Source organism: Actinokineospora globicatena (genome assembly GCF_024171945.1).
Classification (GTDB): Bacteria; Actinomycetota; Actinomycetes; order Mycobacteriales; family Pseudonocardiaceae; genus Actinokineospora; species Actinokineospora globicatena.
Map to the genome: position 1 here is coordinate 394,165 of NZ_JAMTCR010000002.1, position 24,161 is coordinate 418,325.

Annotated in this window: 24 protein-coding genes and 1 tRNA gene; 8 read left to right on the plus strand and 17 right to left on the minus strand. The window is 69.3% G+C overall.

From position 1 onward, the window contains the following. Window positions 1-288 precede the first annotated feature (288 nt). The 8 genes from galT to LV79_RS01895 form a co-directional block, all read right to left on the minus strand. Complete coding sequence (gene galT / locus LV79_RS01860) at window positions 289-1,365, minus strand: galactose-1-phosphate uridylyltransferase (protein ID WP_253831444.1); 1,077 nt, start codon at window positions 1,363-1,365, stop codon at window positions 289-291. Then, window positions 1,362-2,159: a DeoR/GlpR family DNA-binding transcription regulator gene (locus LV79_RS01865; RefSeq protein ID WP_253831445.1), complete on the minus strand. Its 798-nt coding sequence runs from the start codon at window positions 2,157-2,159 to the stop codon at window positions 1,362-1,364. Before LV79_RS01865 ends, galT begins: the two co-directional genes overlap by 4 nt. A 66-nt stretch (window positions 2,160-2,225) precedes the next feature. Next, window positions 2,226-3,620 carry a HAMP domain-containing sensor histidine kinase gene (locus LV79_RS01870; protein WP_253831446.1) on the minus strand — a complete coding sequence of 465 codons (1,395 nt, stop codon included), beginning with the start codon at window positions 3,618-3,620 and terminating at the stop codon, window positions 2,226-2,228. Next, on the minus strand, window positions 3,620-4,327 hold the full coding sequence (locus LV79_RS01875) for a response regulator transcription factor (protein ID WP_253831447.1): 708 nt from the start codon (window positions 4,325-4,327) through the stop codon (window positions 3,620-3,622). The genes LV79_RS01870 and LV79_RS01875 overlap by 1 nt, the downstream gene beginning before the upstream one ends. Before the next feature lie 41 nt (window positions 4,328-4,368). Beyond that, the gene (locus tag LV79_RS01880; protein ID WP_253831448.1) at window positions 4,369-4,980 is read right to left on the minus strand and encodes a trimeric intracellular cation channel family protein; all 612 of its coding nucleotides are present in this window, start codon (window positions 4,978-4,980) and stop codon (window positions 4,369-4,371) included. Window positions 4,981-4,998: 18 nt separating this feature from the next. Continuing rightward, on the minus strand, window positions 4,999-6,162 hold the full coding sequence (locus tag LV79_RS34320; protein ID WP_253831449.1) for a GNAT family N-acetyltransferase: 1,164 nt from the start codon (window positions 6,160-6,162) through the stop codon (window positions 4,999-5,001). Beyond that, the gene (locus LV79_RS01890; RefSeq protein WP_285470583.1) at window positions 6,156-6,998 is read right to left on the minus strand and encodes a 3-hydroxyacyl-CoA dehydrogenase family protein; all 843 of its coding nucleotides are present in this window, start codon (window positions 6,996-6,998) and stop codon (window positions 6,156-6,158) included. Before LV79_RS01890 ends, LV79_RS34320 begins: the two co-directional genes overlap by 7 nt. After that, window positions 6,995-7,312 carry an EthD family reductase gene (locus LV79_RS01895; RefSeq protein ID WP_253831450.1) on the minus strand — a complete coding sequence of 106 codons (318 nt, stop codon included), beginning with the start codon at window positions 7,310-7,312 and terminating at the stop codon, window positions 6,995-6,997. Before LV79_RS01895 ends, LV79_RS01890 begins: the two co-directional genes overlap by 4 nt. A 53-nt stretch (window positions 7,313-7,365) precedes the next feature. Here LV79_RS01895 and LV79_RS01900 point away from each other — a divergent pair, with 53 nt between their 5' ends. Beyond that, on the plus strand, window positions 7,366-8,007 hold the full coding sequence (locus LV79_RS01900) for a histidine phosphatase family protein (protein WP_253831451.1): 642 nt from the start codon (window positions 7,366-7,368) through the stop codon (window positions 8,005-8,007). 125 nt (window positions 8,008-8,132) lie between these two features. Further along, a complete protein-coding gene (locus LV79_RS01905; RefSeq protein WP_253831452.1) occupies window positions 8,133-9,644 on the plus strand; it encodes a GGDEF domain-containing protein in 1,512 nt (503 codons plus the stop codon). Here the strand turns inward: LV79_RS01905 and LV79_RS01910 are convergent. The 3 genes from LV79_RS01910 to LV79_RS01920 form a co-directional block, all read right to left on the minus strand. Then, window positions 9,620-10,267: a response regulator gene (locus LV79_RS01910; protein ID WP_253831453.1), complete on the minus strand. Its 648-nt coding sequence runs from the start codon at window positions 10,265-10,267 to the stop codon at window positions 9,620-9,622. The two genes, LV79_RS01905 and LV79_RS01910, sit on opposite strands and share 25 nt — an antisense overlap. A gap of 146 nt (window positions 10,268-10,413) precedes the next feature. Beyond that, the gene (locus LV79_RS01915) at window positions 10,414-11,619 is read right to left on the minus strand and encodes an ABC transporter permease (protein WP_253831454.1); all 1,206 of its coding nucleotides are present in this window, start codon (window positions 11,617-11,619) and stop codon (window positions 10,414-10,416) included. Further along, window positions 11,616-12,536 carry an ABC transporter ATP-binding protein gene (locus tag LV79_RS01920; RefSeq protein WP_253831455.1) on the minus strand — a complete coding sequence of 307 codons (921 nt, stop codon included), beginning with the start codon at window positions 12,534-12,536 and terminating at the stop codon, window positions 11,616-11,618. The genes LV79_RS01915 and LV79_RS01920 overlap by 4 nt, the downstream gene beginning before the upstream one ends. A gap of 169 nt (window positions 12,537-12,705) precedes the next feature. On the opposite strand from LV79_RS01920, the gene LV79_RS01925 reads away from it, so the two are divergent. Together LV79_RS01925 and LV79_RS01930 are read left to right on the plus strand one after the other, a co-directional pair. Continuing rightward, window positions 12,706-12,778: transfer RNA gene (locus LV79_RS01925), tRNA-Arg, on the plus strand. A 713-nt stretch (window positions 12,779-13,491) separates the two neighbouring features. Beyond that, entirely contained in the window at window positions 13,492-13,929 is a 438-nt protein-coding gene (locus tag LV79_RS01930; RefSeq protein ID WP_253831456.1) for a transcriptional regulator, read from the plus strand. Window positions 13,930-13,932: 3 nt separating this feature from the next. Here LV79_RS01930 and LV79_RS01935 read toward each other — a convergent pair whose 3' ends face one another. The 4 genes from LV79_RS01935 to LV79_RS01950 form a co-directional block, all read right to left on the minus strand. Continuing rightward, complete coding sequence (locus LV79_RS01935; protein ID WP_253831457.1) at window positions 13,933-15,015, minus strand: alpha/beta hydrolase family protein; 1,083 nt, start codon at window positions 15,013-15,015, stop codon at window positions 13,933-13,935. 62 nt (window positions 15,016-15,077) lie between these two features. Next, the gene (locus tag LV79_RS01940; protein WP_253831458.1) at window positions 15,078-15,581 is read right to left on the minus strand and encodes a hypothetical protein; all 504 of its coding nucleotides are present in this window, start codon (window positions 15,579-15,581) and stop codon (window positions 15,078-15,080) included. A 126-nt stretch (window positions 15,582-15,707) separates the two neighbouring features. Next, window positions 15,708-16,181, minus strand: a complete 474-nt coding sequence (locus LV79_RS01945; protein ID WP_253831459.1) for a helix-turn-helix domain-containing protein — start codon at window positions 16,179-16,181, stop codon at window positions 15,708-15,710. A gap of 97 nt (window positions 16,182-16,278) precedes the next feature. Next, a complete protein-coding gene (locus LV79_RS01950) occupies window positions 16,279-17,211 on the minus strand; it encodes a hypothetical protein (RefSeq protein ID WP_253831460.1) in 933 nt (310 codons plus the stop codon). Between the two features lie 320 nt (window positions 17,212-17,531). On the opposite strand from LV79_RS01950, the gene LV79_RS01955 reads away from it, so the two are divergent. Beyond that, the gene (locus tag LV79_RS01955; protein ID WP_253831461.1) at window positions 17,532-18,284 is read left to right on the plus strand and encodes a type VII secretion system-associated protein; all 753 of its coding nucleotides are present in this window, start codon (window positions 17,532-17,534) and stop codon (window positions 18,282-18,284) included. Window positions 18,285-19,007: 723 nt separating this feature from the next. Here LV79_RS01955 and LV79_RS01960 read toward each other — a convergent pair. Beyond that, on the minus strand, window positions 19,008-20,321 hold the full coding sequence (locus LV79_RS01960; protein WP_253831462.1) for an aminotransferase-like domain-containing protein: 1,314 nt from the start codon (window positions 20,319-20,321) through the stop codon (window positions 19,008-19,010). Between the two features lie 74 nt (window positions 20,322-20,395). Between LV79_RS01960 and LV79_RS01965 the strand changes: the two genes are divergently transcribed. Then, complete coding sequence (locus tag LV79_RS01965; RefSeq protein WP_253831463.1) at window positions 20,396-21,079, plus strand: alpha/beta fold hydrolase; 684 nt, start codon at window positions 20,396-20,398, stop codon at window positions 21,077-21,079. Between the two features lie 50 nt (window positions 21,080-21,129). Next, entirely contained in the window at window positions 21,130-21,675 is a 546-nt protein-coding gene (locus LV79_RS01970) for a PadR family transcriptional regulator (RefSeq protein WP_253831464.1), read from the plus strand. On the opposite strand, the gene LV79_RS01975 is transcribed toward LV79_RS01970, so the two are convergent. Next, window positions 21,676-22,080: a very short patch repair endonuclease gene (locus tag LV79_RS01975; RefSeq protein ID WP_285469860.1), complete on the minus strand. Its 405-nt coding sequence runs from the start codon at window positions 22,078-22,080 to the stop codon at window positions 21,676-21,678. It abuts the gene before it with no gap. 168 nt (window positions 22,081-22,248) lie between these two features. On the opposite strand from LV79_RS01975, the gene LV79_RS01980 reads away from it, so the two are divergent. Beyond that, window positions 22,249-24,129, plus strand: a complete 1,881-nt coding sequence (locus tag LV79_RS01980) for a trypsin-like serine protease (RefSeq protein WP_253831465.1) — start codon at window positions 22,249-22,251, stop codon at window positions 24,127-24,129. The last annotated feature ends 32 nt before the right edge of the window (window positions 24,130-24,161 follow it).

Sequence of the window (24,161 nt, forward strand, 5' to 3'; positions counted from 1 at the left end):
CGCTGGCGGCTCGGTGCCGCCAGCGGTCTGGTCGGAGGTGCCAGTACCCAGCGCGGTGGGGCCCTGCTCCCCGCGCGCCGGGGTACCGGCCTCCGCCCGGGTGGGGCCCTGTTCCCCACTCGGTGTCCGGTCACCCGACGGCTGCGCGGCGCCGGTGGCGGCCTGCGCTGACCAGGGACTGATCTGTCCGGCCTGCTCGTCGGGGTTGTTCTCGGTCATGTGAACCACCTTGGCCGTCGTGACTGAGAAGCACCTGAGACAGTCCTGTGCGGAACCCGTGTTTCCGGCTCAGCCGCCGTAGCGGGTGGGCGCGGCGCGGAGTCGGGCCGCTTGGTCCTCGGGCGTGACGTCGTTGATCCAGACCGCCATGCCGGACTCAGAACCCGCCAGGTACTTCAGCTTGTCCGCTGTTCGCAGCGTAGAGAAGACCTCTAGGTGCAGCCACGCGAACTCGCGGCCGACGCTGACCGGGGCCTGGTGCCACGCGGCGATGTAAGGCAGTTCTCGGTCGTAGAGACCGTCCAGCTTGCCAAGCACTGTCAGATAGAGGCTCGCGAAGTCGTCGCGTTCGGCTGAGGTGAGCGCGGGCAGGTCGGGGACATGCCGGTGAGGCACGAGGTACACCTCTATGGGCCAACGCGCGGCGGCGGGCACGTAGGCGGTCCAGTGCTCGGAGGACGCGACGATCCTGCTGCCGTCCGCCTGTTCGTGCGCGAGAACGTCGCCGAGTATTGGCCCGCCGCGCGCTTGGGCGACAGCCAGCATTTTCTCCGTGCGGGGTGTCACGAACGGGTAGCCGTAGATCTGCCCGTGCGGGTGGCTCAGGGTCACGCCGATCTCGTCGCCGCGGTTCTCGAACGGGAAGACCTGTTCGACACCAGGTAGTGCTGACAGTGCTGCTGTTCGGTCAGCCCACACGTCGACGATCGTGCGCACGCGCGCAGGGCTCAGTTGGCCGAACGACACGTTGTGGTCGTCGGTGAAGCAAACGACCTCGCACCGGCCGACACCTGGCGCACGCGGGACGAGTCCCGGCTCGAACTCCCCGACCGCGTGCTGGGCGAGTGACGGGAAGCGGTTCTCGAAGACGACCACGTCGTAACTCGCCTCGGGGACCTCGGTCGGCTGGTCCGGCACGGACGGACACAGTGGACACAACCCGGCAGGCGGCTTGTAGGTGCGCGTCTGTCGGTGGGCGGCGATGACCACCCACTCGCCGGTGAGCGGGTCCCGGCGGATCTGCGAGGTGCTCTCGGCGGGCGGCAGGTCGCGGGTGTCCGCGGCGACCCTGGCCGGTGCGCCCGGCGTGTCGTCGAAGTAGATGATCTCGCGGCCATCGGCGAGCCGGGCTGCTGTGCGCCTCACACCTCGGCCTCGACGTATTCCTCGAGCTCTGGCAGCGGCTCGGCGACGACCAACTGGCCGACCTTGGCGCGCAGCAGGGCGACGGCGTCCTCGGGGAGCCCGTCGTCGGTGATCAGCACATCCGCCTCCTCCAGCGCGGCCACCGTGGAGATGCCGACGACACCCCACTTGGTGTGGTCGGCGATGACCACCAGCCGCTGCCCCGCTTCGACCAGCGCGCGGTCGGTCTCGCTCTCGTTGATGTTCGGCGTGGTGAAACCGGGGCCCTCGGCCATGCCGTGCACGCCGAGGAAGACCATGTCCAGGTGCAGTGACCGGAGTGTTCGCACCGCGACAGGGCCAACGAGCGCGTCGGTCGCGGTCCGCACGCCGCCAGTCAGCACTACCGTGCAGTCCCGCCGCCCGGCGCGCAGCACGTCGGCGACCTTGATGGAGTTGGTGACAACGGTCAGGTCGGGTACCTCGTCCAAGAACCTGGCGAAGGTCCACGTCGTAGTGCCCGCGGAGATCCCGATAGCGGTACCGGGGCGGATGAGCGACGCGGCGTGCGCGGAGATGGCTTCCTTCTCCTGCAGCGAGCGGACGGTCTTGAAGCCGGGCTCGCGCGAGGGCCCCACGGCGGCGGTGGCACCGCCGTAGACCTTCTCCACGAGGCCGCGTTTGGCCAGCACGTCCAGGTCCCGGCGGATGGTCATGTCGGACACGCCGAGCCGGGCAACCAGGGCGTGCACCTGGACGGCGCCGGTGCGCCGGATCTCCTCCAGGATCAGTTCCTGACGCTGACGTGCGAGCACAACACAATTCTACGCAGTCAAACGAGCGGTTCTGTTTGTCCGCGATGCCGTCTTACCCCAGTCGGATCAGTCTGTCCTGCCGGGTAGGCGCATGGCCATTAGCGCGCCGCCGTCGGCAGACCTACCAGCGAACACAGATCCACCATGCCGTTCCGCGGCTTGTTTCACGATCGCCAGGCCCAAACCGGATCCCGGGAGCGTGCGGGCTTCCTCCGAGCGGTAGAACCGGTCGAACACGTGCGGGAGGTCCTCGTCGTTGATTCCCTCGCCCGCGTCAGCAACTTGCAGGAAGGCGTAACCGTCACCCGTTGGCGTCAACTCCACCCGGACAACACCACCTGGCGGACTGAACTTCACCGCGTTGTCCAACAGGTTGAGCACAGCGCGTTCGAGCGAGGCGGCGTGCCCCACGAGGTGCCACGGCTGTAGTCGCACGTCGAACTGCACGTGGCTGGAGCGTCTACGGGCGCGGTCGAGCGCCTGCTCGACGACCTCCACAAGCTCCACGTGCTCCTGCACCGCGGGCGCGGCGTCTTCCCTGGCCAGCTCGACCAAGTCGCCGATGAGCTGGGTGAGCTCGTCGAGCTGGGCGCGCAGGTCGTCCTGGATCTCGGCGCGGTCCTGCGCGGACAGGTTCGGCGCGCCGGGGGCCTCCGAGGCGAGCATCAGCTCGAGGTTGGTGCGCAGCGAGGTGAGTGGCGTCCGCAGCTCGTGCCCGGCGTCGGCCACGAGCCTGCGTTGTCGTTCTTGGGCTTCCGCGACCGCGCCGAGCATGGTGTTGAAGCTGTCGGTGAGCCGGGACAGCTCGTCGTCCCCGGCAACCGGGATAGGCCTGAGTTCACCGGTCCTGGTCACGCGCTCGGCTGCGGCGGTAAGGCGCTGCACCGGTCTTAGGCTGCCGCGCGCGACTGCGGTACCCGCTAAGGCAGCGACGATGATCCCGGAGCCGCCAATGACGATAAGAACCACCGCGAGCTTGCTCAGCGTGCTCTTCGTCGACTCGAGCGGCTGGGCGAGCACGAGCGCGGTGCCGTCCAGGAACGGGTACTGCACGGCGAGCACGCGGGCGTCCGTCGACTGGTCGGTGCGGACCCACTCGGTCTTGGCCCCGGCGGCGACCTTGAGCTCCTCGGGGCCGACCGGCGGGCGGATCACCGGGCGGTTGATGGCCGACGCGCCGCTCTCGTCGATCACGTCGAACTTGATGTCCGAGAGCTCCAGGAAGATCCGCGGGATCTCGGTGCGGCCCTCGGCCACGACCTGGGTGTTGTTGACCAGCGCGGCGGCGCGCTCGTGCAGGTTGTCGTCGACCTGCGTGTAGAGGCCCCGGTACACGGTGATGTACGCGCCGAGGGACACCAGGGCGACCGCTCCGCCGACGCAGAACGCGGCCAACAAGGTGATGCGGGAGCGCAGGGACACACGCTGGGTAGCGCGGTCCCCGACGTGGATGTCAGTCATCAGGGTGGGGTCTCACGCAGCACGTAGCCGACACCGCGGACGGTGTGGATCAGCCGCGGCTCGCCGTCCGCCTCGGTCTTGCGGCGCAGGTACCCGACGTAGACCTCGAGCGCGTTGCCGGAGGTCGGGAAGTCGTAGCCCCACACCTCCTCCAGGATCCGGCCGCGGGTGAGCACCTGCTTCGGGTGCGAGAGCAGCAGCTCGAGCAGGGCGAACTCGGTGCGGGTGAGGCTGATCTGGCGCTCGCCCCTGCGCACCTCGCGGGTGCCCGGGTCCATCTCCAGGTCGGCGAAGCCCAGGGTGGGCGCGGTGCTGGTCGTCTGCTCGTGGGCGGCCCTGCGCAGCAGCGCGCGCAGCCGGGCCAGCAGCTCCTCCAGCGCGAACGGCTTGGGCAGGTAGTCGTCAGCGCCCGCGTCCAGGCCTGCCACCCGGTCGGAGACCAGGTCGCGCGCGGTGAGCACGAGGATGGGCAGGTCGTCGCCGACGCCGCGCAGGCGCCTGCAGACCTCCAGGCCGTCGAGCCGGGGCATCATCACGTCGAGCACCATGGCGTCGGGGCGGTCGACCTCGTCACCGCCGGTGCCGAGGACGGCCTCCAACGCCTGCTGGCCGTCGCTGGCGAGGTCTACCTGGTAGCCGTTGAACTGCAACGACCGCCGTAGGGACTCGCGCACGGCCCGGTCGTCGTCGACTACCAGAATGCGCATGCGGCTAGTGTTCACTGTGCTGCTGAGACGCGCCTGAGAGTTCACCTCTCAAGGCCCCTAGCGACTGGCGCGTTCCATTGCCGCCAGAGTGCGATCAGCCGGACAGCGGTAACGATCGTCGCTCCTACTACCGCGACTAGAGCCGCTGACCAGCCCGCTTTGGCTCCGACGACAACTACGACGGCTCCGGCCAGCGCGGCGAGCGCGTAGATCTCGCGCCGCAAAACTAGGGGTATCTCACGGAGTAGGAGATCGCGTAGGGCGCCACCGCCGATGCCTGCGGTCATGCCGATCAGGCAGGCGGTGTAGGCGGGTACGCCGGTGTTGAGCGCGGTAGCAGTACCGGAAACGGTGAACAGCCCTAGGCCAATCGCGTCGGCTAGCAGTACCGCTCGCCTTAGCTTCGCCACCTGCGGGTGGAAACCGAAGACGCCTAGCGCTGCCCCGACTGGGACGACCAGGTAGGTCCAGGTCGTGAGGCTGGTCGGCGGGTGGATGCCCAGCAGGACGTCTCGGAGGATGCCGCCGCCTAGAGCTGTGGTGAGCCCTAGGACGACGACACCGAAGAGGTCTAGTCGCGCTCTGACCGCCGCCAACGCCCCGGATGCCGCGAACACGGCCAGGCCGATGAGTTCAAGGACGATGAGCAGCACAAACGCGCAGAGTAGTACTCAGAACGTTTCGGCTAGGTGGACCGGGTGCGGCGCGCCGGTAAGCCTGTCGAGCGCTATCGCCGCCTCTTGTGGCCCGGTCAGCAGCCCTGCCTTTCGGAGGGAGGCCGCTGTCGCCGAGCCCGCGTACCAGGGACCGAGCGCGCGGGCCGTCAACTGCACTTCACCGTTGCCGCCCGGCTCTGCGGTGACCACGCCGTCCTCGTGGATCAGGCGCCACCGTCCGGCCTGCCAGGGTGCGTGCTCGTCGGTGATCTCTATGTCCACGCTGAAGGGCTTAGACGCGGCCACGGCAGGCCAACCTCGCGCGGCTACCGCTACCGGGAGATCGACGACGCGCAGCATGAAGTCGTGGACCTCCAGCCCGCGCTGGAGACGACCGGGAACCGTGAGGTCGAGCAAGGCGTGGTCGACGAAGCGGAGGTTGGCGTCGGTGATCCCGCCCGACCAGCTGCCGAGTTGCCGGAGGAGCGCGTGCGCGGTGTCGAGGTCCTCAGCGACCAAGTCGAAGACGCGCAAACGCTTGCCATCGGGGCGACCAGCGGAAAGGTAACCACGTAGACCGTCAGGTCCCGGCGCGACGGTGACCACGTCGAGTTCGAGGATGCGCGAGAGGTCGAACGCGGGCGTCGCGCGGTCGAGCATGCCGTCGACGGTTGACGCTGTCTTCAGGTAGCAGGCGTGGATGGCGCTGAGGTCGGCTTCGGTCGCGGGGCGGACGGCGACGTCTGATCGCGGGGTGCCCGCTAGCTCCGACAACGTCACCAACGCGGTCTGCATGGTGCCGACGTGTTCCCAGCCGTGACGGCGGTAGGGCGGGATCACGTACGGGTAGAGCGTGGAGATCCCTTGGCCCTGTTCACGCATCAGCGCTAGAGCGTCGACGAGCAGTCGGCCCGCGACACCGCTACCGCGCGCGTGGGGCGCTACCGACACGCTCGCGACGCCACCCATCGGCACAGCCCTACCGCCGAAGAACTGCCGGTAGTTCCAGACGCGCAAGAAGCCAGCCAGCCCTGAGTCGTCGTGCGCGACTAGAGCGCTCGATCCACCTGGCGACTGGCCAGTGTCCGGCGGAGGTTCGTGAGGGCCGCCGAACGACAAGCGCCGCAAGCGGTAAGTGGCTTCGTAGTCGCTGTCGACGTAAGGGCGGATGACTACCACGAGAAGAACCCTTGCCCTGTCTTGCGCCCTAGCTCCCCACGAGCGACCTTGTCGCGCAACAACCGCGGCGGCTCGAACCTAGGGCCGAGTTCACGCGCGAGGTGCTCGGCGATGGATAGCCGCACGTCAAGACCAACGAGATCGGTCAAGCGCAACGGACCCATAGGCCAGGCGTAGCCAAGACGCATACCGGTGTCGATGTCCTCGGCCGACGCGACGCCCTCTTCGACCATCCGGATGGCCTCCAGACCCACCACAAGCCCCAGCCGGGACGTGGCGAACCCCGGCGAGTCCCGGACCTGGATGACGGTCTTGCCCAGCGCCTCGGCCCACCCGCGCACGGTGTCCACGGTCGTCGGGGCGATGCCGGGGTGCAGGACCAGTTCCACCAGCGCCTGGACCGGCACGGGGTTGAAGAAGTGCATGCCGATGAGCCGCTCACCCGGCAGGCCGTCGGACAACTCGGTGATCGACAACGACGAGGTGTTCGACGCGAGCACCGCGTCCGGGCACTGCCGCGCCGCGGCACCGAACACGGCGCGCTTGAGCTCCATCCGCTCCGGCACGGCCTCGACGACCAGGGCGGTCTCCGGCGGCAGCGCGCCGAGGTCTTCCACTGTGGACAGCCGACCGAGCAGCTCGGCCGCGGTCCCGTCGAGCTTGCCGCGCTCCTCCGCCTTGTTCAGCGACGCCGCGACGTTGCCCACCCCGATGGCGGCACGCTCGGCGTCAGCCTCAGCGAGCACGACAGTGCTACCGGCGGCGAGGAAGACGTGCGCGATGCCCGCCCCCATGGTGCCGCCGCCCACTACGGCAACCGTGCCAGGAACGCTCACTGCGCCACCTCGGCGGCGAACATGGCGACCAGGTCGAGGCCACCGATCTCCGACAGGTTCGACCCCGCCGCCTGCCACTCCGGCGACTGGAGCGCGGTCCTCAACGCGGCCTCGTCGGCGAAGTACATCTCCGCCACCAGGTAGGGCTCGCTCTCGCCGAGGAAACCGGGGACGAAGACGCGCTGGACCTTGGCGACCTCCCACCGCACCAACCCGGGCGTCTTCTCGATGAGCGGCAGGTGGCTGCCGAAGTACTTCCCGTCGAAGTCCTCAGGTTCATCCGGCCGGCGGTACAGTGCGATGTACTTGATCACGGAACGGCTCCAGGGTTGTTCGACCACGGTGGACATTGGGCACCATAGTGAGTGTGCGGATCATCTTGCTGCGGCACGGCGAGAGCCTGGGCAACATCGACGAGCTGGCCTACTGCCGCATACCCGACCACGCCCTCCCCCTGACCCCCCGTGGCGAGGCGCAAGCACGCGCCGAGGGCACGCGTTTGCGTGCCCTGCTCACGGGCCGACCAGTAGCCGCTTACATCAGTCCGTACGTGCGCACGATGCGCACGTTTGAGTTGTTAGGTCTACCGGTAGAACGGCGTGTGCAAGAGCCCCGGTTGCGCGAGCAGGACTGGGGAAACCTGCAGGACCCGGTAGAACAACAGGTCCAGAAGCAGAAACGCCACGAGTTCGGCCACTTCTTCTACCGGCTCGCGCACGGCGAGTCGGGCGCGGACGTGGACGACCGGGTCGCCAGCTTCCTCTCGGAGCTAGAGGCGCGCGTGGAGCACGACCCCAGTCACCCGGACACGGCGCTGGTGGTGTCGCACGGGCTGACGATGCGGTTGCTGTGCAGGCGGATGTTCTCGTGGAGCATCGAGCTGTTCGAGTCGTTGTCGAACCCGCCGCACTGCGACCACAGGGTCCTGACGCACGAGGATGGCAAATGGACGCTGGACCGGCCGTTCGCGCAGTGGCGGGATTCACCGGATTCGACCACCCAGCTCTAGTCACCCCAACCGGTCCGACCTGCCACTACTCCGTTCGGTGCCCGACGCGGCCTGCTTGTAGCCTGGCCGTCACTGTGTCGTAGACCACGAACGGCCCGCCGTTCGACGAGCAGGTCGGGGACGGTGTGGGGCACGACGGCCAAGGGGCGACCGAGGCGTTGCTGGCGGACCAGGAGGTCCGCCTGCTCATCGACGCCGGGCGGGCCAACGAGGCCAACTCGCTGTTCGACCAGCTGCTGGCCAAGGTCCCGCCCGATCTCGACCCGTGGACCAGGGCGGCGATCCTGACCAGGCGGGCGGTCGCGGCGTGGCGGCTCAAGCGGATCCCGCTCGCCCTCGAGCTGGCCGCCGAGGGCTGGAGCGATATCGACGCGGAGAAGCCGACCGGGTCGTACGCGGCGGACACCCTGGGTCGGTTGGGGTACCTGCTGGATGGGATCGGCCACCGGCGGGCCGCGCTGGAAATCAGTCGAGTGTCGGTTGAGGTCGCCCGAACAGGTGAAGACCGGGACATCCTCGCTCACTGCCTGCAGGGCTTGGCGGGCACGCTGAACTTCCGCGCCTGCGAGCTGCCGCCGGAACTGGCGGAGGCGACCTTCCGCGAGGCCATCCCGCTGTTCGAGGAGGGCCTCAGCCTGGCGACCGAGGGCCGCATCCACATCGCCCTCCTGGCCGCCTACGGTGCCGCGCTGGCCGGGGTCGGCGAGCTGTTCCGCGCCGAGAAGACGGCCAACGAGGCGCTGACGCTGGCCGCGCGGCAGGACAACCGGTGGGCGCGGTCGGTCGGCAACTGGGTGCTGTCCATGGTCCGCAGGCGGCAGGGGCGGCTCGACCACGCGACCGGGTTCGGCCGGATCGCCGTCGACGAGGCCGAGCGGATCAACGACGCTTCCCTGCTGCAGCGGTACTCGCAGGACCTGGCCGACATCTGCCACGAGAACGGTGACCCTATCGGCGAGGCAGAGGCTCTACGGCGCAACATCTCCGCGCGGCAGACAGCGATCGAGACGCTGCAAGAGGGGCTCGGTCAGGCGCTAGAGCAGCGTCGCCTCGCGATCCGCGCACAACGCCTGGCCACGGCAGCGCAAGAGTTGGCGACTCGTGATCCGCTGACAGGCCTGTCGAACCGGCTGGGTCTCGAACGCAGCGCGCAGGGGATCTTGGACCGGGCAACGGCGTCAGGCCGGATCCCGTGGCTTGTCCTGATCGACGTCGACTGGTTCAAGGGGGTCAACGACGCGGCCGGGCACGCTGCGGGCGACGCGGCGCTGCGGGAGGTCGCGCAGCTCCTGCGGGCCGAGTGCCGCGGAGGTGACTTGATCGCGCGGTGGGCTGGGGACGAGTTCGTAGTGCTGCTGACCGACGCGGTGACCGATCACTCGGAAGGCCGCACCAGCCCGGTAGGCGTAGCTGTCGCGGAACGAATCCGGATGGCGGTTGACCAACACGACTGGACCGCCGTACTCGGGGTTACCCAGCGACCCACAGTCAGCGTTGGAGTCGCGACTGGGCACGACACCCTGGAGCGCTTGTTCGCCAACGCCGATGTCGCGCTCTATCGCGCGAAACGACACGGCCGCAACCGGGTCGAGGTCTACACGCCGTCCGAGGACTACGCGATCAAGCCGCCTCGGTAGGCCACTAACGCCGCCTGCACTCGGTTAACCGCACCGATCTTGCCTAAGACAGCCGACACGTAGCCCTTAACGGTCGCTTCGGACAGGTGCAACTGCTGGCCGATCTCGGCGTTCGACATCCCGTGTCCCACCAAGCCGACGACTTCCAGCTCACGGTCGGACAGCATCGACAGCAACTGTCGTGCGGGCTCAGCGGCGCGCGCGCCGTCGGCGACAGTGGTAACCACACGCGCGGCGACCTTCGGGTCTAGGACGGCGCCACCGGTCGCGAGGTCCCGTACGGCCTTGATGATGTGCGCGGGTTCGGTGTCCTTGAGCAGGAACCCGTTCGCGCCGATACGCAGCGCCTCACGCACGTACTCGTCAACATCGAACGTGGTCAGCATCGACACGGCGGGCGGCTCAGGTAGCGCCATCAGAGCGCGCAGGGCGTCGAGCCCGTCGCAGGTGTTCATCCGGATGTCCAGGAGCACGACGGCTGGTCTGTGCAACCTGGCCAGGTCCGCGACGTGCACACCGTCGTCGCACTCGGCGACGACCTCGATGTCACCCGCGCTCGACAGGATCGTCCGCAGACCTGACCGGATCAGGTCCTCGTCGTCCGCGATGAGCACTTTGATCACAGGCGCCTCCCGACCGACGTCACTCCATCACCAAATACCGGTGCATGCGGTGAGATTCTACCGTGCCGTAGGACTCCACACGTGACAGCTATGACTAACGCGCAAAGGTGGGGCCCCGAGCACGGAGACCCCACCTTTGGCCTAGATCAGGAAGCGCGAAGAGCGTCCCGCAGCCTTACCTTGGCGCCGCTGCGGGTGACCGCGTTGCGGTAGATGCGGCCAGAAAGCCACACCAGGCCCGGGATAAGAGCGACGACTAGCACTACCGCGAGCCCCGCCTCCCACGCCGGGACGCCACCCATCGCCAAGCGCATCGGCATCAGCGTCGGGGCGAACAGCGGCACCATCGAGAGGACCTCGACCAGCTTGTTGCCCGGGTCCGACGGCAGGATCGAGATGCCCAGGACGTACCCGAGGATCACGAACATCAGCGGCGGCGTGATCACCCCACCGATGTCCTCCTGGCGCGACACCAGGGCACCGAGCGCGGCGAACACCAGCGAGTAGGCGAAGAAGCCGAGCAGGAACCACACCACCAGCCAGACCACGGTGCTGACGGCGGCCGACACCGAGATGGTCAACACCCCGGTCGCCAGGCCCGCGGTGATCCCGGCCCCGCCGATCACCGCCATCTGCACCAGGCCGACCACGCCGATGCCGACCACCTTGCCCAGCATCAGCTGCCACGGCCGGATGGTGGCCAGCAGCAGCTCGACCACCCGGCTGGACTTCTCCTCGACCACGCCCTGGGCAACCGACTGGCCGTTGATCAGCAGCGACATGTAGATCAGGATCCCGGCGATCATGCCGATGACCAGCTGCTGGCCGTTGTAGTCGTAGGGCGGCTCCAGCGGCCGGACCTCGGCCTTGGCGCCGGCGACCTCCTGGCTGACCCTGGCCGGGTCGCCGCCGAGATCGCTGATCTCCTGGTTGAGCGCGAGCTGCCCGGCCAGCACGTTGAGCGTGTTGCGCAGCTTGTCGTCGATCTCCTTCTTCACGACCACGACGATCTTGCCGCCGTCGCCGACCAGCAGGGCGTCCAGCTCGCCGTTGTCGACCTGCGCCCGACCCGCGGCCTCGTCGACCTGGCGGGTGTCGATGGTCTGGCCGATGGCGGTGGCCGTCGCCTTGAGCGGGGCCTCCAGCGCGACCGAGCCGCCGGACACGCCGACCGTGGCGTCCGAACCGCCGGAGACGAACTTCATCACCAGGGTGAAGCCGACCAGCAGGAGCAGGGTGGCCGCGGTCGTGATGACGAACGCCTTGGACTTGAGCCGGGTGTTGATCTCGCGGCCCGCGACCAGGCCGACCGCCTCCCAGTCGCCGACCCGCACATCGGGTACCGAGCTCATGCCGCCACCGCCTCGGTGTGCTCCGACACGACGTTGCGGAACAGCTCGGTCAGCGACTGCCCGCGCCTGCTGAACTCGGTGACCGGGCCGGTCGCCAGCGCCGCGCGCAGGATCGCCTGGTCGTCGACCGCGGGGCCCAGCTCGAACACGGTCTTGGTGCCCACCCGCTCCTTGACGGTGACCCCGGGCAGCGCGTCGGCCCACCCCGGCGGCGCTTGTGGAGCGTCGACCACCAGGTGCTCGGTCCCGCCCGCCCGCAACGCCTCGACGGTGTCGCAGGCCACCATGTGTCCACTCCGGACGATCCCGACCCGGTGGCACAACCGCTCCACCAGGTCCAACTGGTGGCTGGAGAACACCACCGGCACCCCCTCGGCCGCCTTGTCCAGCAGCACCTTGCTCATCACGTCCACCGCGACCGGGTCCAACCCGGAGAACGGCTCGTCCAGCACCAGGATCGACGGGTCGTGCACCAGCGCCGCCGCCAGCTGCACCCGCTGCTGGTTGCCCAGGCTCAACTTCTGCACCTCGTCATCGCGCCGCGCGGCCACCCCCAACCGCTCGGTCCACTCGTCCACCGACCGGCGCGCCCGCTCGGTGGACAGACCGTGCAACCGGGCCAGGTAGACCAGCTGCTCGGCGACCTTCATCTTCGGGTACAGACCGCGCTCCTCGGGCATGTACCCGATGTGCCGCCGCGTCTCCAGCGTGATCGGCTCCCCCGCCCACCGCACCACCCCGGCGTCCGCCGCCAACACCCCCAGCGCGATCCGCATCGTGGTCGTCTTCCCGGCCCCGTTCGACCCGACGAACCCGAACAACTCCCCCGCGTTCACCTGGAACGTCATCTCGCGCAACGCCACGACATCCCCGTACCGCTTCGAGACCCCGTCGATCTCCAGCCGCCGCTCAGCCACCCCGACTCCCTCCTCCACAGCCCGTACCAGGAGTATCCTGCCCACACTCCAAGCGGACCGACATCCGGTATCGCCCCTAGTGGACCACCCACCCCCCTCCCCGAACGTCCACCCAGAGGACGACCCCAGCACCACCCCTCCGACCGACCCGGTAGGGTGTCCGCTGCCAGCCCTCGTAGCTCAGGGGATAGAGCATCGGTTTCCTAAACCGTGCGTCGCAGGTTCGAATCCTGCCGGGGGCACTCGCTCTGGGCGAAGTGTGTTCGCGGAAGGCGCGAACCGGGTCGCTCGTCATTTTCTTCTGGGGTGCGACCCCAGACCCGCCCGGAGGGCTTCGCCCCCGGACCCCCCAACCTGGTGGCGCGAACCGGGTCGCTCGCCATTTCCTCTGGGGTGCGACCCCAGACCCGCCCGGAGGGCTTCGCCCCCGGACCCCCGACCTGGTGGCGCGGAGCGGGGTGTGTGTCAGTTCCCTGGGGGAAGCCAGACCGCTGTGTGGGTGCTGGATTTGGGTGCGCCGGGGCGTTTGCTTGGGGCACGGTGTGGTTCTTGGGGATGATCGCGGTTTTGTACAAGTGCCCGCACACGGTCGATGACGGAACTGCGGGTGCGCTATTTGTCGTCGGTGGACATTCGCGTTCCGGTGGGTGTCGCTGAAGCGATGCAGGGCGGGGGTGCCGCCCGGGGTGGGGTGGGCGGGCTGGGCTAGCCTCGGGGGAGACGTTGCGCCGCTGGGGTGAGTGGGGGCGTTGGAGCCACCTTTCGCCGGGTGGGATTGGGCCTTGGCTGGAGTGATCCGGTCAGGGCCTGATCTTTTTTGGGGGGTGAGAGGGAAAGGAGAGGGTGGGATTTTTGGCGGATCTGAGGGTTAATATTAGCCGTAGCTACTGGCGGGGTGGAGGGGGAATGTGGGGGCGCTACCCTCGGGCGCCTGCGTCTAGGGTGGAGGAATCCGGTGGAGGAAGACTGGGCCGCGGTTGCCGCTGTGGTCAACGAGAAGATGGTGGCGCTGGGGCTCAATCAGCAGGAACTGATTCGGCGGTCGCAGCTGTCCAAGGGGACCATTCGGGAAATCCAGTACAACCTCGGGGACCGCAAACGGAGTCCGCTGACGTTGGAGGCGCTGTCGACGGCGCTGGAGTTGCACCCGCAGCACCTGGTCGCGGTGCTGGAGCACCGGTCGCCGCCGCGGGCGGGGGAGCCCGCAGCGAAGTCGGCCGACGACCTGCCGGGGTACCTGGAACTGATCGTGCACCTGCTGCGCGACATCAACGGCAAGATTGACGTCATCGACGTGCACACCAGCCGGATCGAGCAGCTGGAAAAGGACGTCCGCGTGGTGCTCGAGCATTTCCGCCAGCAGGCGAAAGGCCCGGACTCCCCGGCGGAGTAGCGCTCACCGATCGCGGATCTCGACCTCCGGGTACCGCTTGACCTCGCGGTCGAACAACGCCGTCGGGGTGCCGCGGAGCCAGCAGTCCACGAACGCGCGGACGTAGGCGCGCTGCAACTCCACAGCACGAGCGGGGCTCACGGTCCCGAACATCTCCGCGAAGAGATCGGCGGGCAGCGCGCGCAGACCGCCCGGCTCGATGAAGTACGGCGCGTCCGTGAAGCTGTAGTGCCCCATGGTGTTCGCGGCGAGGTGGCGTCCCCAGACCTGTTGCGCGGACGCCCATTCGGTCCACGAGTCGAAATGCCACGCGCCGGTCAGCAGAAGTGCGGGCACCGGAACCGCCGCGACCGGCGACGGAAGGCCACCGTCGAGGTTGAGCGCCGCGCGAATCCGGCGATCCGTCCTAGCCGCCTGGAAGGCGGTCGCACCGCCAGCCGAGTGACCGACGGCGGCGATTCGACTCGGGTCGACCAAACGGCGGCGGAGGAGTTCCGTCAGGACCGAGCTGAGATCGTCCGCGCGGACCTGGATCGCGGCGGCGATGTCCTCCTCCGGCGGCATGCTGTGCGAGATGACGCGCCCATCGGGGAAGCGGACCGCGGCGGCCTCGTAGGTGTGGTCGACGGAGGCGACGAGGTACCCGTGGCTGGCCAGGTCCTCCGCGAGCGCCGTGGCGGTCACGCGCGAACCGGCGTACCCGTGGCTGAACAGCACCAGGGGCAACCGAACCGGGATGCCGGGCGCGTCCTGCAGCGCGTTGGGCGTGATCACCCGCAACGAGTCGAGCGGCGCGCCGAGTGCGGACTCGAGCGACCGGGTGACCGCGACGTCGGCGTAAGCGGCTCGCGCACCGCGGGTGGTCAACGTGGGGTACCACAACTGGACCATCAGTTCCCGCGGTCGCGGCGACGGGGCCCACGGGTCCACTCTGGACTGATCGACGACGTGCACCGCCGTCGTGCCGACCGGCAGCACCCCGGTCGGACGGGCCAGCCGGACGACCGGGGTGGCACCCGCCGGGGCCACGAGCGCGACCTGGGCGCACACCAGGGCGAGGAGCAGACCGACCACGCGTGACCTCATGGCGGCAGGCTAGCGACCACTGACCTCTTTGGTCTAGACCTATGCGCCGCGCTCCGGTGCGATCAGGACGCCAGGTGCAGCGTGGCGGTGAAGACCGGCGCGGTCGGCGAACCGCACCGCTGGGTGATCTCGGCGTCGAACGCGGTGAGCCTGCCGGTGTCCGGGTCGCGCTCCAGGGTGGTGATGGTGAACTCGGCGACGTCGAGCCCGCACGCGAGGCCGTCCCTGATCACCACGATGCCGGTGTTCTCCGGGTGCTGGTACCGGTTGGTCACGCCGGTGTAGGTGCCCGGCGACAGCGGCGCCCCGTCAGCACCGGAGAGCTCGATGGCCAACCAGGTCCAGCCCTGGCCCGGGCCGCGGTACTTGTCACCGTCGAACTTGATGACGTTGTCGTGCTCCCAGATCCGGACCTCCTGGTCCGGTGTCTCCCAGGTGTCGCTGTACCCGTTGACCGGGAAGGCACCCGCCGCACCGTCGAAGCTGATGCTCACCCCCGGGTCCGCCCCTGCGGGCAGGACACCCACCAACACCGCCGCGACAGCCCCCAGAACGACCGCGCCCATGGCACTCCCCCTCGTCGCCCACCCCCGACGGGCAGGACAACCCCAACCCTGCCGGGAGAACCGGCGGGATCGGGTGGAGCAAGTGGGGAGGAACGGTGTGCGAACGCCACCCGTTCGGCGGTAGCGCTAGTAGTCGCCCTTGCCGCGCTTCTTGGAGTTCAGCACGTTGTTGTGCCGGTACGCCTCGGCGGTGGTGGGCGAGTTCGACGGGATCGGCTCGGTGAACGACCGGATCAGGTTGACCACCGCCTGGCGCTGCTCCTCGGTCAGCCGCATGACCAACTCGCGGACCTCGGTGACCGTCGCCGTCGGCCGACCCGCGCGGGCTGGCTCGTACTTGGTCGGGTCCAGGTTGGCCAGCCGCAGCGCCTCGCTGGGTTCGAGGTCCACGGCGAGCGCGGCGTTGATCACCGTGTCCGCCTTGGGGCGGAACGGCTTGCGGTCGGCGCGCCGCCCGCTCTCCAACTGCTGCCACGAGGTGCGCGAGAACCGGGCCTTCTGCGCCGCGTCCTCCTGCGACCAGCCCTTATCGTCGCGCGCACGGCGCAGCAGTTCCCCGAGTGGCCAAGAGTTGGTGTCTTCGCCGTCCCGACCGGTCATGGCGCAGATGATCCCGCATGCCAAGCGCCGTGACGACAGCGAAACGCCCTTCCGCGCGTGTTGCCTATTGTTTCGTAAATGTAGTCACACACTGTGTCTACTGTGGACTGTGCGTGGTGCGGCCGGGCACGTCGTCGGCACCGGCCCCACCTGTGGGGAACGGCCACACGGGGTGCTCGGCGGCATCGCGCACCCCCCGCCTGGGCCGCGCTGTCAACCGGATCCCAGCCGCCAGACCCACCGCGAACAGCACCGGGAGCACCGCGGCACGCTGGTGATCCACCGCGCGCCAGACGCCAAGACCCGTGAGCACCAGACCGACCGCGATCACGGAGCACAGCGCGTGCGGGGTCCAGGACCTCGCACCGCTGCGGGATTTGACGACCCGCGCGACGGTCCGCGGATCGGTCACCGGCACGAGCCACCGCTGCCCCGCGCCCTCGACGCGCAGCACCGGACCGGCGGGCACGTCGACCGCGCTGCCGTTGGGCAACGACCAGGTGATCGGGTGCGCGAGTTCACCGGGTTGGACCAACTCCAGTCGCTCACAGGGGATCGCCAGGTGCGCGGTGTTCGTGCCGACGGGTGGTGCGGGCAGCCGATCGAGCACCAGCCGGTCCGGTTGGACCAGCAACCGCGCCCGCCCACGCCGCGCGGGCGCCACCTCCATCCACGCGGGTGGCTCGCGGGTGACCAGGTACGCGGCGACCCGCGCCAGTGCCCACGCCACCGCGAGCAGCCCGACCGCCTCGCCGATGATCGCCAGCCGATCCGGCTCGGGCTGACCGCGATCCGGGTCCCGCAACGAGACCACCGCCACCGCGACCATCGCCGCCGCGGGGAAGCTCGTGCCCAGGACCGCCGCCCACGGCCAGCGGCGCGGGGTGGTCGAGGTGCACACCAGCGCCCCCACGCCGAGCCCGATCACCCCGAGGTACCACCCGGCGGACATCCCGGCGAGCAACACCACCGGCACGCCCACGGTGGCGGCAACCAGCGACAACACGGCCAACAACCAACGGACCCGCATCCAAGCCCTCCCCAGCGCCGAGATCCCCCGTGCCGAGACGTCCTGGCACCGGGGAGGTTGCCCTGGCGCCGGGCGGCGGGCGGTCACCCGATCGGTGGCATTGTGCGCCGCGGTCGCGGGGTCGGTGATCCGGTCCGAGGGGGTGCCGGTCGCGTCGGGCTTGATTGAGTGCATGCCATTCGGGCTGGTCACGAGGGTGCGCGGGCCCGGAACGCGGTCCGCGCGGCGCCGACCTTGTCGTCGCATGTCAGGCACCTGGTTCTCGTACCCTGCGAGGTAGTCGTGAGGAACCGTCACCAGCCGAGGAGTGTGGCCGACCGATGTCGACACCGCACCGACCGCCGATCACCGCTGCCGTGCGGGCGGAGGCCAAGTCAGCGCCGAACAGTTGGCTGCCGGTCACCGCCGAGGACGGGCAGGTCGCGGGCCGGTACCTGGTGGACGACAACGGCGAGCTCACCGACGAGTTCGTCCCCAACCCGCGCTACCGCCCCCGCTGGTCCCCACCGATCACCGCCGACATGCGCTCCCACGCCCTCGGCCACCCCGGCGGCTGGGTCGAGGTCATCGACCCCTCGCACACCGCCCCCGACAACCCCGACTGGTCCGTGGTCGGCCGCTACCCCGTCGACGCCTGGGGCGGGGTGATCGCCGAGTTCCAACCCAACCCCCACTACCGCCCCTCCCCCGTCGCCCTCGGCTGGCCCGCCCCCCGCTCGGAAGCCGAAGCCGTGCTGCAACTCGCCCACACGGGACAGATCGAATACCGGGAAGCCGTGATCGCGGTCCTCGCGGCGACGTTGGTGTTGCCCGCTGATCCGGACCGGCCGCCACGGACTCGGCTGGTGCTGCGGGATCGGGTGGTGGACGCGTTCGTCACGGAGGACGCGGTGCCGCCGGACTGGCCGCAGCACTGGCAGAAGTTCAGCGGGGTGGAGATCGCGATCCTGATCGACCGGCTGGCGGATCAGGCTGGGGGGCCGCCGGATCTGCTGCTGCACGCGGCACCGGATCTGCAGGTACGGATTCCTGGGCCGGTGTTGATTGAGGCATTGCGGTTGGTGGCTGGGTAGGGGAATTGCTATGGCTTTTGTGGGTTGCTCTGGGGGGTGTGAGTTGTCCACAAGGGGTTGAGTTGTCCACAGGGCCTACTTTCAGCCTCTCCAGCCGTTGCGTCCCCTAGGTAGGCTGTGTATTCGGGGGACTTTGAGGCGGGTTGATCTTGGCGGCCGTGGGCGGCAGTGCGTTGAGCTGGGGGAAGTCCGGGTCTCGGGCCTCCGCTGCGCTGCGGTAGACGGCTCGCCTTCGGCATTGCAGTGAGGCGCGAGTTTCGAGCGAAGCTCGATGGGGCGAACTCATTTTGTGCGGGGCCCCTGAACCACCCTGGGAAGGGCTAAAAGCAGGGGGCCACAGAGCGGCCCTCCCCTGCCCCTGACGACGCTACGGGTGGTCCTCCCCCACACAAACAAGTCCACCCCATCGAGCCGGCCTGGCACCAGCGACTCGGGTGGAGCGAGGGGAGGCCAACGTCGTTGGGGCTTGGCCAGTTTCAGGTGGTGGGCTGGGATTGGGCGTGGGGACTTGGTGGGGTGTGGAGGGGCCATGGGACCGGGCCGGGTGGGGCGCGGGGATGCGTTGGGTGCGGGAGGTGGTGGGGCGTGGAGGGGCGATGCGCTCGGGGTGGTGGGGCGCGGGGGCGAGAGTTGGCTGGGTTTGGTGGGGCGGGGGCCGTAAGGGGGTGGGAGGAAGGGGTGGTTAGGCGAATCGGGTTGGTTGGGGGGTGGGGGTGGGAAGTGTTAGTCGGTGGGGGGTTCGGGGGTTTGGGCGAGGGTGGCCAGGTGGGATAGGGCGGCGGCCAGGGTGGGGAGGGGTGGGGAGGCCAGAGCTAGGCGGATGGCTTGTGGGGGTGTGGTGGGAGGGACGGCGAAGGAGGCGGCGGGGGTTAGGGAGATGCCTGCGCGGGCAGCGGTGGCTATGAAGGTGTCGGGGCGCCAGTGGGGTGGGAGGTGCCACCAGGCGTGGTAGGAGCGGGGGTCCGATTGGATGGCGAAGCCTGCTAGGTGGTGGGACAGGAGGGCTTGGCGGGTTTGGGCGTCGGCGCGTTTGTCGGTGCGGAGGCGGGTGGCGGTGCCGTCGGTGGTCCAGGTGGTCATGGCGGTCATGGCGACGTGTTGGGGGGACCAGCTGCCGGAGCGGATGGCGGTCAGGACGGCGGGGCGCAGGGGTGGGGAGGTCACGGCGAAGCCGAGGCTCAGGCCGGGGGCGATGCGCTTGGACAGGCTGTCGACGAGGACCGCGCGGGGCACGAGTGGCCACAGTGGAGGGTCGTCGTGGAGGAAGCTGTAGATGGCGTCCTCGATCAGTGGGATGTCCTTGAAGCACAAGAGGTCCGCGATCGCCAGTCGACGCTCAGGACCCATCGAGATGCCGAGCGGGTTGTGCAGGGTCGGTTGCAAGTAGACTGCGCTCAGCGACCCCGCCGCAGACAATGCCGACGGGGTAACGCCTTCGCCATCTGTCTCAAGTGGAACAAGGACGACACCGAGGCGGGCGGCAATGCCCTTGACCACCGCGTAAGTCATGTCCTCCACCCCGAGTCGCTCCCCCGGTGCGACCAAAGCCGCGATAGCGCCCGCGATCGCCTGACGTCCGTTGCCCGCGAAGAGGATGTCCTCCGGCTGCGGTGACCACCCGCCGCGGGCGAGCAAGGAAGCGGCAGCGGCCCGCGCCACCGGAGTCCCAGCGACACCAACCGCCCGCAGTGCTTCGGCGAAGACGTCGGGGCGCAGCACCGCGCGCAGGCTTTCGGCGATCACGGCGGTGTGTTCCGGCAGGACCGGGAAGTTCAGCTCCAGGTCGACCGGGGCGCCGCTGGGTTCGGCCAGGGTCGATTCCGCCACCGAGGGTGCCGCGCGGACGTAAGTGCCCCGGCCGACCTCGCCGATAACCAGCCCGCGTCGGACGAGTTCGGCGTACACGCGGGACGCCGTGGAGACCGCGATGCCGTGGTCGCGGGCGAAGCGGCGTTGGGTGGGCAGGCGGGTGCCCGCGCCGAGCTTGCCGCTGGTGATGTCGCGGGCGATCCGGTCGGCGACCGTGCGGAAGTCCATCATTGCTCCGAGGGCATTGTTTTCATTGCTCCGATATAGTGCCCCGGATACGGTGGCGGGGACAAGGAGGCCCCATGCTGCTGCTCGTCCACGGCCACCCGTTCGACCACACGATGTGGCACCCCCAACTGGCCCGGTTCGACGCCGTCGCCCCCGACCTGCGCGGGTACGGCGCGGCGGAACCGGCGCGTGGCGTGACCCCGATGAGCGCCTTCGCCGACGACCTCGCCGCGATCGCGCCGGGTGAGGTGGTCCTCTGCGGACTGTCCATGGGCGGCCAGGTCGCCATGGAGTTCCACCGGCGGTACCCCGAGCGCGTGCGGGCGCTGATCCTCGCCGACACGACGGCCCGCGCCGAGACGCCCGACTCGCGGCAGGACCGCCTGGACATGGCCGACCGGTTGAGTCGCGAAGGGATGGAGCCTTACGCGCGCGAGGTTCTATGGAAGATGGTCTCCCCCGGCAACGACGCGGCCGCGGAGCACGTGCTCAAGATGATGCTGTCAGCGCCACCGGAAGGTGCGGCCGCCGCGCAGCGTGGACGGGCAGATAGGCCTGACTACCGCGAATCACTGCGCGCACACCCTGTGCCCACTCTGGTCGTAGTCGGCAGCGAGGACGTCTACACCCCGCTAGACGAGGTGAAGCTCATCCCGGCGACGCACGTGGTGGAGATCCGCGGCGCCGCGCACCTGCCCAACCTGGAGCGGCCGGAGGAGTTCAACGACGCCGTCGCGGGATTCCTGGCGACCCTCTGAGACACGCGTCTCGTTGTCGTGCCGGAAAGCGCTTACCTACTGTCCAGTACATGGCGTTGGAGCACGCGATCCTGGTCGCGTTGAGCGAACGGGCCGGTACCGGCTACGAACTGGCCAGGGGCTTCGACCGCTACGGCGGCGACTTCTGGCAGGCGACCCACCAGCAGATCTACCGGGTGCTCAACCGGATGGCCGACGGCGGTTGGGTGGCCGCCGAGCACGTCGCGCAGACCGGGCGGCCGGACAAGAAGGTCTACACCGTCACCGACGCCGGGCGGGTCGAGCTGGCGCGGTGGCTGGCCGAGCCCGCGCAACCCACCCACCCGCGCGACGACTTGGCAGTGAAGATCCGCGGCGCCTCCTTCGGCGACCCGGCGGCGGTGCTGGCCGAGGTCGAGCGGCACCGCGCGCACCACGCCGAGCGGCTTGCCGGGTACGAGGCCGTCGAGCGCCGCGAGTTCGCCGACCCGGCCGCGCTCACGGGTCACCGCCTGCACCAGTACCTCACCCTGCGCGGCGGCATCACCACCGAGCGCGGTCTGGTCGGCTGGTACGACGAGGTCCGCACGGCCCTGCGCCGCGACAGCGCGACCTGATCACCGCCGGGCCAGCACCTCCGCGCGGACCCGGTCTGCGGCGGCAGCCGGGTCCTCGTGCTCCCAGACCCGCACCACCAGCCAGCCCGCCTCGGCGAGCCGGTCGTCGGTGTCGCGGTCGCGGCGCCGGTTGGTCTCGATCTTGTCGCGCCAGAACGCCGCGTTGCGCTTGGGCCACGTGGCGTGCTCGGGGCAGCCGTGCCAGAAGCAGCCGTCGACGAAGACGGCGACCCTGGCGCGCGGGAAGACGACATCCGCTTCTCTACGCACCGTGCGTACCGGCCGCTGGTGCACCCGGTAGCGCAGGCCACGGGCGTGCAAGGCCTTGCGCAGGGCGATCTCGATCCCGGTGTCCCGAGCCCGCTGCCTGCTCATCCGCAGCCTGGTGGCCGCCGTCGAGTCCACCCGACCCCCATCTCCAGCACCTGTTTCCGCAGGTACGGATAAAGTTCCGTACCCCTACGGATACCGACCCTGATTGTTCCTCACCGGGCGTCACTCGAAAGTGACCTGCAGCGAACCGCCGCCGTCCCTGCCTAGAGGCGAGCGTTCCTGATCCGGAAAGGAACCATCGTGAAACGAACACCACGGTCCTGGGGTCTGATGGCTCTGGCCGCGGCCACGGTGTTGGTGCCGCTCGGCGCCACCATCGCGAACGCGGCGCAGTCGACCGCCGGTGCCCCGGCGAACGCCCCTGCCGCGAGCTACCTGGGTGACAACGTCCCCGCCAACATTGGCGATGCCACCCCCTCGTTCGTTGGCGGCACGGACGCCACCGTGAGCGAGTTCCCGGGCATCATCGCTGGCATCCGCGCAGGTGGCACTCGTCCCCAGGGCCAGACCTGCACCGGTACCGTCGTCGCGCCCCGCAAGATCCTCATCGCCGCGCACTGCGCCGACGCCGCGGGCGACAAGTCGTTCGTCTACGGCCTCGACGACCTCAAGGACTACAACAACGGCTCCGGGTCCGGGTTCGCCGTCAAGGCGGTCAGCTACAAGAAGCACCCGAAGTACGTCAACTTCGACCAGGGCTACGACGTCGCCGTCGTGACCGTGGACAAGGACATCGCGCTCAAGGGTGGTGCGGCGTTCCCGGCGTTCGCCACCTCGGCCGACGCGGGTGGCGCTGCCCCCGGCAAGACCGGCCAGGGCTTCGGCTACGGCAAGAAGGACTTCAACGACAACTCCGCCGACGTCACCCTGGACAAGGCGAGCCTGCCGATCGTCAACGGCGACTCCGTCTGCCAGGGCGTCGGCGCCGGGTTCAAGTCCGCTTACATGATCTGCGCGGGCTACTCCGACGGCCGGATCACCATCCTGCCCGGCGACAGCGGTGGCCCGCTGATCGTCAACAACAAGATCTACGGCGTCGCGTCCTGGAGCCGGTCGGACTTCAAGTGGTACAGCGTCTACGGCCGCCTCGACAACGAGATGGGCGACTGGGTCAAGTCGGAGGTCGGCACCGTCGACCCGCCGACCGGTGACTTCGGCGTCAGCGTGACCCCGAGCAGCGGCTCCGTCGCCGCAGGCAAGTACCTGTCCGCCACCGTCAACACCACCGCGGGTTCCGGCGGTGCCGAGAACGCGACGCTGTCGGCCTCCGGCCTGCCCAGCGGCGTGCAGGCGGTCTTCCAGCCGACCTCGGTGACCACCGGCGGTTCGGCGAAGCTGACCTTCGACGCCAGTGCCTCGGCGCCGAACGGCACCTACGAGGTCACCATCACCGCGAGCACCTCCAGCGGCAAGACGGCCTCGGGCAAGTACTCGCTGACCATCACCGGCGGCGGCGAGCCGCCCGTCGGTGACTTCACCCTCTCGGCCTCGCCGAGCAGCGTGAAGGCGGCCAAGGGCAAGTACATCTCCACCACCATCAGCTCCGCCGGTGGCAGCCGCGGCCAGACCATCAACCTGACCGCCTCCGGTGTCCCGACCGGTGTGAAGGCCGTCTTCCAGCCGACCTCGGTCACCGCTGGTGGTTCGTCCAAGCTGACCCTCGACGTGTCGTCCACCGCGGTGGCGGGCACCTCGAACATCACCGTCACCGGCACCGATGCCAACGGCAAGACGGCCACCACCTCGGTCTCGCTGACCGTGGAGGGCACCACCGAGCCGCCGACCGGTGACGTCACCGTCACCGCGACCCCGTCCTCGGGCAGCGGCTGGGCGGGCCAGCTCGTGCAGACCTCGGTCAAGGCCAGCGGCGGGACCGGCAGCCTGCGGCTGACCGCGACCGGCGCCCCGACCGGCACCCAGGTCACGTTCAACCCGGCGACCATCGCCCAGAACGGCACCAGCAACGTCTGGTTCTTCACCAACTTCCAGACCCCGGTCGGCACCTACCCGATCACCATCACGGCCACCTCGGCCGACGGGAAGACCGGCAAGACCACGTTCACGCTGACCGTCACCCGCTTCGGTGCGTTCAACGCGGGCACCGCAAGGATCCCCAGCTGATCACCTGACTGGCCAGGGACGGCAGGCCCCCA